This is a genomic window from Ferrimonas futtsuensis DSM 18154 (assembly GCF_000422645.1).
Lineage (GTDB): Bacteria > Pseudomonadota > Gammaproteobacteria > Enterobacterales > Shewanellaceae > Ferrimonas > Ferrimonas futtsuensis.
Genome location: NZ_AUGL01000032.1, coordinates 16,654 through 31,234, shown reverse-complemented (window position 1 = coordinate 31,234; position 14,581 = coordinate 16,654). Strand labels below are relative to the sequence as shown.

The window sequence follows — 14,581 nt, the reverse complement described above, 5'->3', positions numbered from 1 at the left end:
GGGCAAGCGCAAGGCAATCGTGGCCCTAGCCAATAAACTGGCCCGGATTGCCTGGAGCATGACAGTCAGCGGCAGCCAGTTCGAGTTGAATCACGCTTTCGCAGTGTCCAAATAATCACTTCCTCCATACGACGAGAGGAATAGAGGGTACCGAGCAACCTGAGTTTGCATACCTTGATGAAAAACGGTTATCCGGCCTGGCAAGAGCCTGACATAAGACCGACAGAGAATGTCGTTCCAGCGTGTAGGTGGCCAGGTTCGGACCACATTGTGGCGCTACCTCCCGAAGGTAATACAGACGCCGGATATACGTCCGCAAACCGATCTCATCAATGTCTTGCAACTACAGGGGCGTCCATATATGTCTTTCAATTCGGCATAATCACCCCAATACCAGCAACGAAGAGACTTACTCACCACACGCACAATCGTCTCCCTGACGCACGTCAGGGCCCAGTGTCTTTGAAACGACACTCACCAACTGCACCGAAGCCAGCAACGAAGAGGCTCACTCACCACACGTACAATCGTCATCCCGGCGAACGCCGGGATCCAGTGTCTTTAAAAAAAACCGAAATAGATCCACGTCGCAGGGCCTTTCGAGCGCGGAAAGACTACTCAAACCCCAAATACGCAAAAGCCCCGGACTGGGCCGGGGCTCTTTACTGCATCCACTCCTTGGACAGCAGCGCCTTATAACTTGGTTGGACCGCCCTCTCCCTCCTGGGCCGGACCACTCTCTTCAACAGAGGCTTCGGTCGCGGTTACTTCCGCACGAAAGGGAAACGCCTTAAGAGCCTTATCATGCTCTGCGGCACTCAAACGGCTGCCTTCGTAGCTGGTTGCCTGTACCGCTGTGCTCTCACCTTGTTGCTGAACCTGAATCCAGCCCAGCACCATCAATGCCAGAACAACCGGAATCAGTGCCTTGTACCTCATTCTTCGCCATCCTTGACTCATAAGCGGGGCTTTCAAGTTAACAAATGGTTACCGTTAGTTCAATGCGCAAACAGTTTGATTCACTTGATATTTACAAGCAAAGTTCAACTTTCATCAGCACGACGGAAGCCATTGACTCTGAACACGTCAATGAACCGATATTACCCATGTTGTCACGCCCCTTTGCTTTCAAACGGTTACACAAAGTTCACAGTAATTTCCGTAGGATATTCGGCCACCACTGTATATAATCGCCCCTTTGAGTTGTTGTACCAGAGTTCGACAGATGACCAAACCCCTACGCCTTCTCCCCCTTCTGCTCGCCCTTGGCTCCTCCCAGGCCATGAGTGCCCCCTGGGTATCCCCCAATGATCTGCACCTGAGAGCAGACATTCAACGCCTAGCAGATGAGGGCGTTATCAAGGTTCCGGTCAATACCTTCCCGCTGATGTGGGCAAGCATTCTGACCGACCTGGAAAACACCTCTCTGCGTGATCTCTCCCCATCTGCCCGTGCCGCCTTTACCCGGGTACAGCACCGCGCCTATATGGACACCAAAACCGGCGCCTCTGTCGAAGTTGGCATTGGGGGCGCAACGGAAGAAGCGCGCTTCCAACACTTTGGTTCACCACTGCGTGAGCAAGGTGAAGCCAACGTCACCGTAGCCTACCAGGGCAGCCGCTTTGCCGGGCAGTTATCTGCCACCTATGCCCATGACCCCATAGACGGCGACAAGGCGCGTTTTGATGGCTCCTACATAGCCATGGTTCTGGGTAACTGGGTATTCAGCGCTGATATGCAGGAGAAATGGTGGGGTCCCGGCTGGGACAGCGCCCTGCTGATGAGCAACAACGCCCGCCCTATGCCCACATTGTCGCTCAGCCGCAACCGCGCTGATGCGTTTGAGACCAAATGGCTCTCCTGGATTGGCCCCTGGACCCTGACCACAGGCATTAGCCTGATGGATGACGAGCGCTACGTGGAAGATGCCCTACTGTGGACCTTCCGAGCAAGCGCCAAGCCGCTTCCCCAGCTGGAGATAGGAGTATCTCGAGCTGCCCAGATTTGCGGCGAAGGAAGGCCCTGTGATCTAGGTACCTGGGGAGATATGCTCACAGGGAATGACAACCCCAAAAATGGTGAGCCAGAACCTGGTAACCAAGTCGCTGGCATAGACTTGCGCTGGGGAAGCACCTTCAGAGGCACTCCCTACGGCATCTATTGGGAGACTATGGGCGAAGACTCATTTGGGCTGGATAAATTCCCTCCCTTTCAGGCCAAAAGCTATGTCTACGGCGCCGACATCAGCTACCAAATCGGAGAGCAGCAAGTTCGTACTTTCCTTGAATACTCAGACACATCTGCATGGTGTAATGGTTTCTTTAATTGTACCTACGAACACTCTATCTATAAGAGCGGATATCGTTACAATAACCGTTCAATTGGAAGCACATACGACAACGACGCCTATACCTACACTCTGGGCCATGTCGGCTTTATGTCTAATGGTCACCAATGGAAAGCCAACATTCGTTACCTGGACCTGAACCACGACAATAGTAATAGGGCCTCCCCAGGTGGTAACACTGTAGCTGAACGAGCAGAAGTAATGAAGCAGATAGACTTCAGCTACATCATGCCGTTGTTTAAGGGCCGCCTTGAAGTGGGTGCCGAGATCCACCACTCCAGCTACGAAGACGATATCGACTCAAAGACTGACGGCAGTGTTTGGGCCGACTGGCGCTACCGCTTCTAACGCAAAAAGGGCCAGGCACTCTCCAGTACCTGGCCCTTCTTTCAAATATCCAGCCATCGTTCGAGCTAGACCACTTTATAGCCTTCACAAACAAAGGCACTAGGCACAACAACGGAGCACTTCAGCAACCTCTCGCACATTCGTCATCCCGGCGTAGGCCGGGACCCAGCGTCTGTGAACTCAACACTAACCGACCACACAGAGGTTAGCACGAAGAGCCTTCCTCACCGCCCGCACAATCGTCTTCCCGGCGCAGGCCGGGACCCAGCGTCTCAGATCTCGACACTCGCCGGCCGCACAGAGGTCAGCAACGAATAGCCTTCCTCACCGCCCGCACAATCGTCATCCCGGCGAAGGCCGGGACCCAGCGTCTCTGAACTCGACACTCACCGGCCGCACAGAGATCAGCAACGAAGAGCCTTCCTCACCGCCCGCACAATCGTCATCCCGGCGAAGGCCGGGACCCAGCGTCTCTGAACTCGACACTCACCGGCCGCACAGAGATCAGCAACGAAGAATCTTCCTCACCCCCCGCACAATCGTCATCCCGGCGAATGCCGGGACCCAGTGGCTTTCCCTCATCAAGTACAGTCGATCAGACTCCAGTTACCTTCAAGGCTCTTTAGATGCACTAACCCCAAAAACAAAAAAAGCGCTGCAGGGCAGCGCTTTTTTCAATTCAGCGGAACAGAATCACAAGTCCAAAGACTTCAGATACTCGCGGAATTCATTACCAAGACCGGGATGACGGAGAGCATAATCAATATTGGCTTTCATATAGCCAAGCTTATCGCCACAATCGTGGGACTCACCAGACATCTGAAACGCTTCAACTATCTCCGATTCCATCAGCATTGCGATGGCATCGGTCAATTGAATTTCACCACCGGCACCTGGAGGAGTCTTCTCCAGCAGGGGCCAGATAGCACCAGAAAGCACATAGCGCCCAACCACGGCCATATTAGAAGGGGCATCTTCAGCATCTGGCTTTTCGACTACGCCTTTCATCGGGACACTTTCTCCGGGACGAAGGCCGGAAGCATCACAGTCTGCAATACCGTACTTTGATACCTCCTCCTGAGGTACTGCTTCAACCATAATCTGGCTGCTGCGAGTATCGACGAAACGTTGCTTCATCGCAGCTAAATTTTCAGATTTCTGGTTCGCAGTGTGCTCATCCAAAATCACGTCAGGCAGCACCACGGCAAATGGATTTTCACCTACTAACGGCTGAGCACACTGAATGGCATGCCCCAGTCCCTTAGCCTCACCCTGTCGCACATGCATGATAGTCACACCTTTAGGACAGATAGACTGCACCTCTTCTAGAAGCTGGCGCTTTACCCGCTTTTCCAGGGTTGCCTCAAGCTCAAAAGAAGTATCGAAATGGTTTTCGATGGCATTTTTGGATGCGTGAGTAACCAATACAATTTCTTTAAAGCCTGCAGCCGCACACTCATTGACGATGTATTGGATCAATGGCTTGTCTACCAATGGAAGCATCTCTTTAGGAATAGCCTTTGTGGCAGGCAACATGCGGGTTCCCAATCCCGCGACAGGAATCACTACTTTAGAAATCATCTGGTTTACTCGAAACATGTCTAATTAATATCAAAGCGGTACTACTGACTCAATCGGTCACTTGCAGTAGACTTTGGAAGTCTTACTAATTCAGCGTGAAAGAATTACATTGCAGATCCATAACAAAAAAGGCTGAATATCAAGCAAATTGTTCAACCTTTATCTTCCTTAAAAACAACAAACAGGTTTTAGTGGCCGTCCTAATCACTACCAAATAAGTCACGCGTGTAAACCTTATCAGCAACATCTTTGATGTCATCGGTCAGGCGATTTGCTACAATCACATCAGCAACCTTCTTGAACTCTTGCAGATCTGTGATCACGCGGGAGTTAAAGAAATGTTCCTCTTTAAGCACTGGCTCGTAGACCACCACCTCAATGCCTTTAGCCTTGATGCGCTTCATGACGCCTTGAATAGAGGAAGCACGGAAGTTGTCGGAGCCAGCCTTCATGATCAAACGATGTATGCCAACAACCTTTGGGTCTTTAGAGATGATAGCATCTGCGACAAAATCCTTGCGAGTTCTATTCGCATCCACAATGGCGGAAATGATGTTGTTTGGTACGTCCTGATAGTTTGCCCTGAGTTGCTTAGTGTCCTTTGGCAAACAGTAACCACCGTATCCGAAGCTGGGATTATTGTAGTGATCACCGATGCGGGGATCTAGGCCTACACCTTCAATGATTTGACGAGAGTTCAGCCCGAGAGTCTCAGCATAGGTATCAAGCTCATTAAAGTACGCAACTCTAAGAGCCAAGTAGGTGTTAGAAAAAAGCTTTACCGCCTCGGCCTCTGTCGAATCAGTAAATAGTACTGGAATATTCTGCTTCTCAGCACCTTCTACTAATAGGTCAGCAAACACTTTTGCTCGCGCTGTGCGCTCGCCGACGATGACGCGGGATGGGTGAAGATTGTCATAAAGAGCCTTACCCTCGCGCAGAAACTCAGGTGAGAAAATGATGTTCTCGCAGCCGAACTTCTCCTTTACGCTTTGGGTGTATCCGACCGGTACGGTGGATTTGATCACCATGACCGCTTTAGGGTTGATGTCCATTACGTCCTGAATAACAGCTTCAACGGACTTGGTGTTGAAATAGTTGGTCTGAGGATCGTAATCAGTAGGCGTTGCAATCACTACGAAAGCGGCTCCACGGTAAGCCTCTTCTTTATCCAGTGTTGCTTTGAAATTAAGCTCTCGATTAGCCAGATAATTTTCAATTTCGGCGTCTACAATGGGTGATTGTCGCTTGTTCAGCATAGACACCTTCTCTGGCACAATGTCCAGAGCTACCACTTCATTACTCAGTGCTAGTAACACGGCATTGGACAGGCCTACATAGCCAGTTCCAGCGATAGCAATCTTCATTAACGTTTTTCCACTTTAACTTTGAGTCTCTGATAGTTTAGCAATAAAGGAGTATTCTAGTGTAGAAAAAACTAAATACTCTATCGCCGGCTTATTGTTTCAACCCATATAGCCATCGGGGTTTTGAGACTGCCAGCGCCAACTATCTCGAGTCATCTCATCAATACCTCTGACGGCCTTCCAACCTAATTCTCTTTCAGCCTTCGATGGATCGGCGTAACAAGAGGCAATATCACCAGGTCTGCGCTCAACCAACTGATAGGGAATGGACTGTCCACTTCCTTTTTCGAACGCCTTTACCATTTGTAAAACACTAGTGCCACTTCCTGTGCCTAGGTTATAGACTACTACACCAGGACTACAACATAGCCTTTCTAGGGCTTTCAAATGGCCTTGAGCTAAATCAACTACGTGAATATAATCTCTTATGCCAGTTCCATCCTCAGTATTATAGTCACTACCGAAAACTGAGAGCACTTCTCTCTTACCTACAGCAACCTGACTTATAAATGGCATAAGGTTGTTTGGAATATCATTGGGGTCCTCTCCGATCAGGCCGCTTTCATGCGCACCAACTGGATTAAAGTAACGCAACAACGCTATATTCCACCTATTATCGGACAAATATAGATCTTGGAGTACTCGCTCAACCATATATTTGCTTGTTCCGTATGGGTTCGTTGTCCTGCCGACAGGAAAGTCTTCTCTTATGGGTAACGAGTCAGGATCACCGTAAACAGTTGCAGAAGACGAAAACACGAAGTCAAAAATACCAAATTCAGCCATAACTTCACAAAGTTTCATTGTGCCCACTACGTTATTATCATAGTAACGTAGTGGTTGAGTAACAGACTCGCCTACAGCTTTAAGCCCAGCAAAATGCATAACAGATTTAATACTATATTGAGAAAATATTTTTCGTAACAAGGCCTGGTCACGAACATCTCCTTCAACAAATATCAAGCTCTTCCCTGTAATTTTCTCTACTCTCGCTAAAGATTCAGCACAACTATTAGATAGGTTGTCTACCACAACTACGCTTTTACCACATTGAAGTAACTCAACAACCGTGTGACTCCCTATATACCCCGCCCCACCTGTTACCAATACTGAATCTGACATTTGGCCGCCTCTGAAAATAACAACTACTAAAAACACACTTTATACGCAACCGAAAACAAAAAGCTTTCCGATTATCGCCTTAAAAATCCAAACCCTTTAACTTTAAATACATCTTTCTCTATTTACCACTGCTTAACCTATCGAAAAGCCCGACTATATAAATCTTTAACCAATTTAGTAACTTAACTTCCTTGACAGTCTATCTGCACACTACCCATGCAGACAAAATCTTCCAATTAATTACGTGGCGCTTATATCCCATTTATTCCGAAACCTGACGAATTAGCACCTGATAGTACAGGCTCGGGCCTTCAACACCAAATATTAATCACCGTAGAGACAAGGCCAATTGATACAAATTGTCATAGACTTCATATTTAGAATAGTCTTGCTCTCTTAAAACATGACCGCTATTTACTAAATACTGTTTTCCTACTCCGGCGCGAGCTCCTGCAACACAGTCGCTCTCTTTGTCTCCAACAATAATTGAATTTTTTAAATCAATTTCAAAATCTCTCATCGCCGCATTTATCATTCCCGGAGCTGGTTTTCTGCAATTACAAACTTCAGCAAATTTAGCAACCTTGCCTTCTGGATGATGTGGGCAATGATAAACTGCCAAAACTTCCACACCATATCTTTGTAGTTCCTTCAAATACCAATTGGTCAAAAGTTTATAATCATGCTCTGTGTAGAAACCGCGTGCTATACCAGCTTGGTTAGTTACAACAATGATCTTATATCCTAACTCGCCCAATATGTTTAAAGCATCAATACATTTATGAGTAAACTCAAAATGCTTAATCTCGAAAAGGTAGTTAACTTCCTTATTTATAACACCGTCCCTATCTAAAAAAGCAACTTTAATCAAAGAATCTTGCATGCTTTAAAGTAATCCTCTGGTATGCCTATGTCGATAAACTGACCGTTAGTAACAAAGGCTTTGAATGTACCATTAAAGCCTTCAAGGTAATCTTGCTCAAAAGAGAAGCGCTCTCCGTTGAAGCTCAATATCTTTTTAGTACTAACAACGTATGTACCACTATTGATCACACCAGAGCCTATCCTTCCTTTTTCGCATAGCCGCTTAACATTTAAAAACTCGTCTAACTCTAACGTTCCATACCTGCTTACATCATCAACATGTATACCCGAAATTGTTAGATCAAAGTTATCGGCATAAGAAAATAGCGACAAATAATCAATATCTAAGTAGGTATCACCGTTAATTACGAGGAATTTATCCGCCGAGATATGCTTTGCAGCCATCTTTATTGCCCCTCCCGTACCGAGAGGGGCTTCTTCCACAGCAAATTCAACAGGGCAACGTACAGGAGCGTCTGAACTGACCCGATCGACAATGTACTCTGCCCGATAGCCTAGTGACAAAACGATCTTACTACATCCTTGCTCTTCAAGACGTTTCATAAGCATATATAGGAACGGAATGCCATTGATCTCAACCATAGGCTTTGGTAGCTCTCCAGTTACCGATTTTAGTCGAGTTCCTTTTCCGCCTGCTAAAATTGCTGCTTCAAACATATTAGGTCTCTTTTGGGAAAATTTTTGATTCAACAATTGCACAGATCATGTGACCTATACAAATGTGACTTTCCTGAATATATGGCGTGACAGGTGAAGGAACGCAAATTGAAATATCTGCCATATCTTTAAGCTTTCCTCCCTCCCCGCATAATATTACTGATGTAACTCCTAATTCTTCTGACAATTCCATCGCCGCTACAACATTTTTGGAGTTTCCAGAGGTACTAATACCAATAAAAACATCGCCAGGACGACTTTGTGCTTGAAGTTGACGAGCAAACAGCTTGTCGTATCCGTAATCATTGCCAATAGCGGTCAGCATAGACGTGTCTGTTGTTAGAGCTAGAGCAGGCAAGCCTGGACGATCATAAAAAAATCGGCTAACAAACTCCGCAGCTATATGTTGAGCATCAGCAGCACTCCCACCATTTCCTGCTAGGAGAACTTTATTCCCATTATTATAAGCTTCTACAATACGATCAGCTACCATCGAGATAGCTTTCTTTACTTCAGGACTAGACGCGAGTGCTTGCTTAACCTCAATACTGTTAGCCAAGTAGTTATTAATATAACTTAGATTGTCCAAGAGTATGCTCCCTCATTGGTGAATTGAAACTTGTGAACATGACCGTCATACTTATCCAATGCTTTAACTACATCGATTTTATTTTCAGGGTCTACAAAGATCATCATAAATCCGCCGCCACCAGCCCCTGAGACTTTAAGTGATAAAGCGCCATTTTTAAGTACATCACCTTCGATATCGTTAATCAATGCATTTGATATGGATGATGAAGTAGCCTTCTTAGATTCCCAAGCCGACTTAAACTCATTAGCAACACCAAGAATATCAGCTTTAAAAAGTAACTCTTTTATTCGATAAGAAGATTTCTTTACTCTGTGCATGGCTTCTAATCGACTACCATCATCTTTCTTAATTGAGTTTATTTGATCTTCAATAATTTTCGCAGAATCGCGTGACGCTCCAGTAAAAAATAGAATAAGTGAAGATTCGAGCTCACTAATAATGAAACGACGCATTCGTAATGGATTAACTATTACGCGATCATCTGCATAAAACTCCATGAAATTGAATCCACCAAAGGTGGCAGCATACTGATCTTGCTTACCGCCAGAAAGACCACAATCTTGCCTTTCGATCTCAAACGCGAGATGAGCAATGTCGTATTCACCTAAGGGCAAAGATAACAGTTGCCTAAAGCCTTCAAGCATAGCGACGACCATCGTTGACGATGACCCAAGTCCGCTACCAGGAGGAGCGTCAGATTGAGTAGTCAAACGAAGAGGAATATATTTTCCACCGTTGAATTGTTCCATGACCCTCTTATATACTGCGCGGTGCAGCAAGAGTTCGCCAGAAAGCTGAATTCCATCATCTAGGGATAGCCTTTCGGTTACACCTAAGTCCTTGGCTTCAAAAATAACTTCATTAGTATTAATTGCGTCATCTATAAATGCGTGAGCATACATGTTAATCGTGGCATTTAAAACGCAACCTCCAAATTCATCACTGTAAGGAGACACATCAGTCCCGCCTCCCGCAAGTCCTAAACGTAAGGGGGCTCTACTACGAATTTTCATTTACAATTCCTTATCGACTGAGAGGGATCCGGCCGCTAGAGATTTCTTTCCGCCAATGATTAAGAAGATCATTAAACATGTCCCTAGTCTGAATTTCTGGCTTCCAATCAATAAAGCTTTTAATCTTTGAGTTGTCGAACATCTGATAATCTGCGTCAATGGGGCGAAGACGATCTGTGTCCGTTTTAACTGTAATATCGGTTCGACTACTGAAACTTAGCAGCAAATCAATAACTTCTGGAAGTTTGAAGGCTTCTTCCCCAGCGATATTAAACGCTTCACCTTTAGGTACTTTGCCTTTAGCACTCTCTTCAGCAAGTAAGTAATAAGCTCTTACAGCATCCCGTGCATCCTGAAAGGTTCTAACGCTAGCTAGATTACCTACCTTAATTTCAGGCTCTTGTAAGCCCGCTTCAATAAGTGCTATTTGTTTAGCTACAGTACTCTCAAAAAATACGTCGCTTCGACGAGGTCCAGTATGAGTCCCCATTCGAGTTACGAAAGTTTTAATACCATAGGCTTCGCCATAAAACTGCCCCAAATAATCGGTGCCGATCTTACTAATACTGTAAGGGCTTGCGCCATGAAATTGAGTTTCTTCATTAAGTGCTTGTCCTACTTTTGCTCGTCCATAAACCTCACTAGATGAGCAAACATGAACTACCGGATCGTATCCGTCGCTGTCTTTGAGTTTTCGAACGCACTCCAGTAGATTTGCGGTTCCTATAATATTCGTCTGCAAAGTTTCAACGGGAATATCAAATGAAGTTCTTGGGAAAGATTGTGCAGCCAAATGGAAAATGAACTTTGGCTTCTTATCGCTGATTAAACTGAACAACGATGTATAATCATTAAGGTCCGCATAAGCGACTTCAATGCGATCTTTATCATTAATTCTCTTAGTTAAATGATAAATATTATCCATCGGCTCTTGCCAACGCATCATACCTACAACATCGTAAGAAGTATTCTCTAATAAAAAGTCAGCCAACTGAGAACCAACCTGACCAGTAAATCCGGTAATCAATACGCTAGTCATTATTCCAACCCTCTAATATTTCCAAAATGGTATTTGGTTTTTTACCCAAAAGTCTTTCAAAATTACTACTTACAGCATTAATTGTTTTCGGCCTAGAAAGCCAAAATTCGTCAGGAGCCACAGAACTAGAAAACTCCAAATTAGGATTAACTAAAAGTTTATACATCTCTGCTAGTTTTAGTCGGCTAACTAACTCAGGCCCCACAAAATTAAAAACCTTATCTTCGAATACAGCCCAGTCATTTATAAGGGATTCGATACCCTTCATTACATCCTGAAGACCAACAATACTACGATTAAATCCATCAAATATATCGACTATTTCACCTTTGTCAGCGAACTCATCCAACATAGATGTAAACTTATCTCCCTTTCCCAACACATAGGAAAATCGAATAACCTTGAAATTTGGTTCTTTCAGAAACCTATTTTCAACTTCGAATTTCATTTGCCCATAGTTACCCATTGGGTCAGGGTCAGAGCAGTCTCCTTTAGGCTTTGTCGTTTCACCCAAAACAACATCACTAGAAGAAAATATTACCTTAACACCCTTATCAATTAATTCTTCAATTAATTTAATAGTAGATTCTACATTTACTTTTCGCGCAAGCTCAGGACTTCCATCACATATACTAGGAGCAGAGATAGAAGAAAGAAATACAAATGTACTTCCTTTAGGAATATTTTTTAAATCCCACTCGCCACTTTCCAAGTCTATGTCTATTTCACAATCATATCGACCCGCAGAGCAAAGTCCATTTAATTTATTTTGCTGAAGATATTGGACTAAATTAGATCCAATGAATCCAGATGAACCAAGAATGACCGTTAAGCTCATTTACAAAACTCTTTAGTTATAAAAACCTGAAATTAAGTCACTATATTGACTCACCAACGCGTTATCATCATAATTTTTAAACTCATCTTTTACTCCCTCAACGAGCTCTTTATTGTTGTTTTTTGTAAGGAGCATTTTTTTTACAAATTCCCCATGGTCTTCATGTTCGACAACAAAGCCATTTTTACCTGAAACTACATAACTGGAAATAGAGCCAACATCAAAGGCGACAACCGGTTTATCATAAGCATATGCATGAATGACCACTCCGCTTTGCGTAGCGGAGTCATAGGGCAACAGAACGGAGACTGACCTAGCAATAAGCCTGGCCAATTCGTCATCCTCTATAAACCTATTTATAATCTCAACATTCTCTAAACTTTTCAGTTCTTCCAAAGCAGGGTCGAAGCCTTTTCCGGCAATAATTATTTTTTCCTCGCCGCTGAGTTCAGCTAGTTTTTTAGCAATCATCTTCATATGTCGAAGTCCTTTATACGGTTCAATCCGACCGAAAAAGAGATAATAGTCTTCGCTAGGCTCCCCACCAAAGTGGTTATAGCCAGATAAAGTTAACTCATAAACTTTTTTATTTGAATTAGCTGGTGAAAAAACAATATATTCATCAGCTAGATATTTATCTACAAATTCATTATAGATTTTTACTGACTTTTGTTGGCTCCCCTCGTGCGGGTTCCAATCATGTACTGTAAAAATATTTTTTATACCAAATAACTTTAATAAAATTGCTATTGGAATATTTGATATGTGGGCTGTATCAAAAATTACTACACTAACTCGCCTATATAATAGTGAACTCAAAAGGAAAAAAGAGTAGAAGCAATCTAAGATAACACCGAATGATAATCCTGGAGATTTTGAAAAAGAAGAAACACTAACACTTAATCTCTTAGAGTTTTTAATATTTGAGTAAAATGTTGCCATCCCTGACAGTCTTTTGCATTTCTTTTCAAAGAGATAAACCAAATCATTATTATTAGAATTACAAATTACGGCGACTTTACTTTCTTTCACTTCAAAACCTCATGAGCTGCTGCCTGAATGGGCTTTATGACAGAGCTATCAAAATAGTGGTCTTGCTTCTGTATGTTATCATTTAAAACTCCTTGCGAAATATCTTCACTATTAGCATTCATCAAGTACTCTAACAGAGAGTCAATGTCAGAATAATTTATCCTATTATTTGCTACCAAAGAAATATAACTGGGGATATCATGTCCAGGAAAATCTATCAAGCAAATTTTATCAGTAACGAAAGTGGCCTTTGACAAGATCGAAGAATAGTGTCCTATATAAATATGTGATTGCGGAAAGTTAGAACTTTCAAATTTCGCAAATTCTACAAAATCCTCGTACAAGCTCATATCACTTCTTGGATGTAGTTTAATCACCAAAGATAGACCAGATTTCCTTACAGCAAAGCTTAGTTTGCGAAGAAAATCTTCCATTAACGGCCTAGCCAGTCTGCCATCTTCAACCAAAGTCTGAGCAACGTAGCAGACCTCTCCACTGACTGGCTTCAACCCAACTCTCGGCCAACCATCAAAATCAGGTGCACCGACGACTACCTGTGACGAATCTAAATAACCGTACTGTTCATTGTGATAGGACTTCCAGTGAGTCCCATATACTAGAACTTTATCTACGTTCACCTTATCTAGAGATATTCCTGCTTGTCTATAATTTTTTCCAAAAACGAAAATGTTCAAAAACTTTCTTAGGGTATCAATCGAGCTTTCTCCCGACAACTCTCCAACAATTTTTGCATACAGTGCATATCGAATAGTTTTTATTATATTTTTATAAAATAATGAAGCCTCACGCTTCATAAATGGTATATAAAGCCCGTGTTGATACATAATAGTTTTTATACCAAGCTTTTTACAACAAGCAATAACTGCACTATCGGGGATTCTCTGCGCTGTAACCATAAGCCTATCAATCTGATAGGAATTTAAAAGCTTAACTAGGCTTTTACTTGACTTAGGGTCCACCTTTACTACCTTCGAACCTTCAGGTAGACTTGAAATTACTGACTGCTTATCTATGACGTCATCTTGGTCATAAAAAAATACAAACTCAACACCGACATTTCTTGGATCGTTAAGAATTTCTTCAGCTATCCATTTTGGAAACCTAGTCAATCCAAATAGTCTTACTTCAAAAAAACCTATCTTCATTTCTTTATCTCAGATATAAATTTTTTCTGCCGTTTATCTATACAAATTGAGTTAGCTGGAACATCTTTATTTAAAAGAGTACCAGCTCCAACGACGCTATTATCTCCGACACTCACACCCTTCAATATAACTACATTTGCGCCGATCCAAACATTTTTTCCAATTTTAATTGGCTTCGACTTAAAACCTGTATCACAATAAGAAGTTCCAAAACTAATAACATGGTCATGATCATATACTTTGATATTTTCGCCAAAGATACAGCCATCGCCAATCGATATTGACTCTTGACAACTTATCGACACGCCAGAGTTGAAAAATACATTTTTTCCTATATCAATTTTACCGGAAATTAAATTTAGTATGAAGCCGCTTCTTGCCTTTAACCTTCCCTTTGCGACTAGTTTGCCTGATTCAATATTTAATAAAGAGAAAGGGCCGATGTTCGTTTTCATCGACTTAATATTAACAGATGGACTTAGGCCCCAATACATTCCTCGAACAAATCCTGTTATCTTTTTAAGTACTTTAATCAAAGAACACCTCTTGGTTCATACTATACGCGTTTCAATAATGACGTGAGACCAAAATTAT

The 14,581-nt window shown here is 43.2% G+C and carries 14 protein-coding genes; 1 reads left to right on the top strand and 13 read right to left on the bottom strand.

Annotated elements, in window-relative coordinates:
• Positions 1–693: 693 nt before the first annotated feature.
• Complete coding sequence (locus tag G505_RS0117115) at positions 694–939, bottom strand: hypothetical protein (RefSeq protein WP_028110653.1); 246 nt, start codon at positions 937–939, stop codon at positions 694–696.
• Positions 940–1,225: 286 nt separating this feature from the next.
• Between G505_RS0117115 and G505_RS0117110 the strand changes: the two genes are divergently transcribed.
• Positions 1,226–2,695, top strand: coding sequence for a capsule assembly Wzi family protein (locus G505_RS0117110; protein ID WP_028110652.1), 1,470 nt, complete (start codon positions 1,226–1,228; stop codon positions 2,693–2,695).
• 693 nt (positions 2,696–3,388) lie between these two features.
• Here G505_RS0117110 and galU read toward each other — a convergent pair.
• From galU to G505_RS23475, 12 genes are all read right to left on the bottom strand, one after another.
• A complete protein-coding gene (gene galU, locus G505_RS0117105) occupies positions 3,389–4,276 on the bottom strand; it encodes a UTP--glucose-1-phosphate uridylyltransferase GalU (protein ID WP_245568397.1) in 888 nt (295 codons plus the stop codon).
• Positions 4,277–4,476: 200 nt separating this feature from the next.
• On the bottom strand, positions 4,477–5,643 hold the full coding sequence (locus tag G505_RS0117100; protein WP_028110650.1) for a nucleotide sugar dehydrogenase: 1,167 nt from the start codon (positions 5,641–5,643) through the stop codon (positions 4,477–4,479).
• Positions 5,644–5,742: 99 nt separating this feature from the next.
• Positions 5,743–6,765, bottom strand: coding sequence for a UDP-glucose 4-epimerase GalE (gene galE / locus G505_RS22870; RefSeq protein ID WP_084644051.1), 1,023 nt, complete (start codon positions 6,763–6,765; stop codon positions 5,743–5,745).
• A 328-nt stretch (positions 6,766–7,093) separates the two neighbouring features.
• Entirely contained in the window at positions 7,094–7,648 is a 555-nt protein-coding gene (locus G505_RS22865) for a D-glycero-alpha-D-manno-heptose-1,7-bisphosphate 7-phosphatase (protein WP_084644050.1), read from the bottom strand.
• Positions 7,633–8,307 (bottom strand): nucleotidyltransferase family protein, encoded by a 675-nt coding sequence (locus G505_RS0117090; RefSeq protein WP_028110649.1) that lies wholly within the window; start codon positions 8,305–8,307, stop codon positions 7,633–7,635. The genes G505_RS22865 and G505_RS0117090 overlap by 16 nt, the downstream gene beginning before the upstream one ends.
• A gap of 1 nt (position 8,308) precedes the next feature.
• Positions 8,309–8,896 carry a D-sedoheptulose-7-phosphate isomerase gene (locus G505_RS22860; RefSeq protein ID WP_084644049.1) on the bottom strand — a complete coding sequence of 196 codons (588 nt, stop codon included), beginning with the start codon at positions 8,894–8,896 and terminating at the stop codon, positions 8,309–8,311.
• Positions 8,884–9,912, bottom strand: coding sequence for a GHMP family kinase ATP-binding protein (locus G505_RS0117085; protein ID WP_028110648.1), 1,029 nt, complete (start codon positions 9,910–9,912; stop codon positions 8,884–8,886). The genes G505_RS22860 and G505_RS0117085 overlap by 13 nt, the downstream gene beginning before the upstream one ends.
• A 10-nt stretch (positions 9,913–9,922) precedes the next feature.
• Positions 9,923–10,951 carry a GDP-mannose 4,6-dehydratase gene (locus G505_RS0117080; RefSeq protein ID WP_028110647.1) on the bottom strand — a complete coding sequence of 343 codons (1,029 nt, stop codon included), beginning with the start codon at positions 10,949–10,951 and terminating at the stop codon, positions 9,923–9,925.
• A complete protein-coding gene (locus G505_RS22855; RefSeq protein ID WP_028110646.1) occupies positions 10,944–11,789 on the bottom strand; it encodes an NAD-dependent epimerase/dehydratase family protein in 846 nt (281 codons plus the stop codon). The genes G505_RS0117080 and G505_RS22855 overlap by 8 nt, the downstream gene beginning before the upstream one ends.
• Before the next feature lie 12 nt (positions 11,790–11,801).
• Positions 11,802–12,821: a glycosyltransferase gene (locus G505_RS22850; protein ID WP_157509273.1), complete on the bottom strand. Its 1,020-nt coding sequence runs from the start codon at positions 12,819–12,821 to the stop codon at positions 11,802–11,804.
• On the bottom strand, positions 12,818–13,987 hold the full coding sequence (locus G505_RS0117065) for a hypothetical protein (RefSeq protein WP_028110644.1): 1,170 nt from the start codon (positions 13,985–13,987) through the stop codon (positions 12,818–12,820). The genes G505_RS22850 and G505_RS0117065 overlap by 4 nt, the downstream gene beginning before the upstream one ends.
• Complete coding sequence (locus G505_RS23475) at positions 13,984–14,523, bottom strand: acyltransferase (RefSeq protein ID WP_281169898.1); 540 nt, start codon at positions 14,521–14,523, stop codon at positions 13,984–13,986. Before G505_RS23475 ends, G505_RS0117065 begins: the two co-directional genes overlap by 4 nt.
• Positions 14,524–14,581 lie beyond the last annotated feature (58 nt).

What these genes read in the sequence shown, in the direction of transcription:
- G505_RS0117115 (WP_028110653.1), bottom strand. Translation starts at nt 939, where the DNA reads ATGAGGTACAAGGCACTGATTCCGGTTGTTCTGGCATTGATGGTGCTG.
- G505_RS0117110 (WP_028110652.1), top strand. Translation starts at nt 1,226, where the DNA reads ATGACCAAACCCCTACGCCTTCTCCCCCTTCTGCTCGCCCTTGGCTCC.
- galU (WP_245568397.1), bottom strand. Translation starts at nt 4,276, where the DNA reads ATGATTTCTAAAGTAGTGATTCCTGTCGCGGGATTGGGAACCCGCATG.
- G505_RS0117100 (WP_028110650.1), bottom strand. Translation starts at nt 5,643, where the DNA reads ATGAAGATTGCTATCGCTGGAACTGGCTATGTAGGCCTGTCCAATGCC.
- galE (WP_084644051.1), bottom strand. Translation starts at nt 6,765, where the DNA reads ATGTCAGATTCAGTATTGGTAACAGGTGGGGCGGGGTATATAGGGAGT.
- G505_RS22865 (WP_084644050.1), bottom strand. Translation starts at nt 7,648, where the DNA reads ATGCAAGATTCTTTGATTAAAGTTGCTTTTTTAGATAGGGACGGTGTT.
- G505_RS0117090 (WP_028110649.1), bottom strand. Translation starts at nt 8,307, where the DNA reads ATGTTTGAAGCAGCAATTTTAGCAGGCGGAAAAGGAACTCGACTAAAA.
- G505_RS0117085 (WP_028110648.1), bottom strand. Translation starts at nt 9,912, where the DNA reads ATGAAAATTCGTAGTAGAGCCCCCTTACGTTTAGGACTTGCGGGAGGC.
- G505_RS0117080 (WP_028110647.1), bottom strand. Translation starts at nt 10,951, where the DNA reads ATGACTAGCGTATTGATTACCGGATTTACTGGTCAGGTTGGTTCTCAG.
- G505_RS22855 (WP_028110646.1), bottom strand. Translation starts at nt 11,789, where the DNA reads ATGAGCTTAACGGTCATTCTTGGTTCATCTGGATTCATTGGATCTAAT.
- G505_RS0117065 (WP_028110644.1), bottom strand. Translation starts at nt 13,987, where the DNA reads ATGAAGATAGGTTTTTTTGAAGTAAGACTATTTGGATTGACTAGGTTT.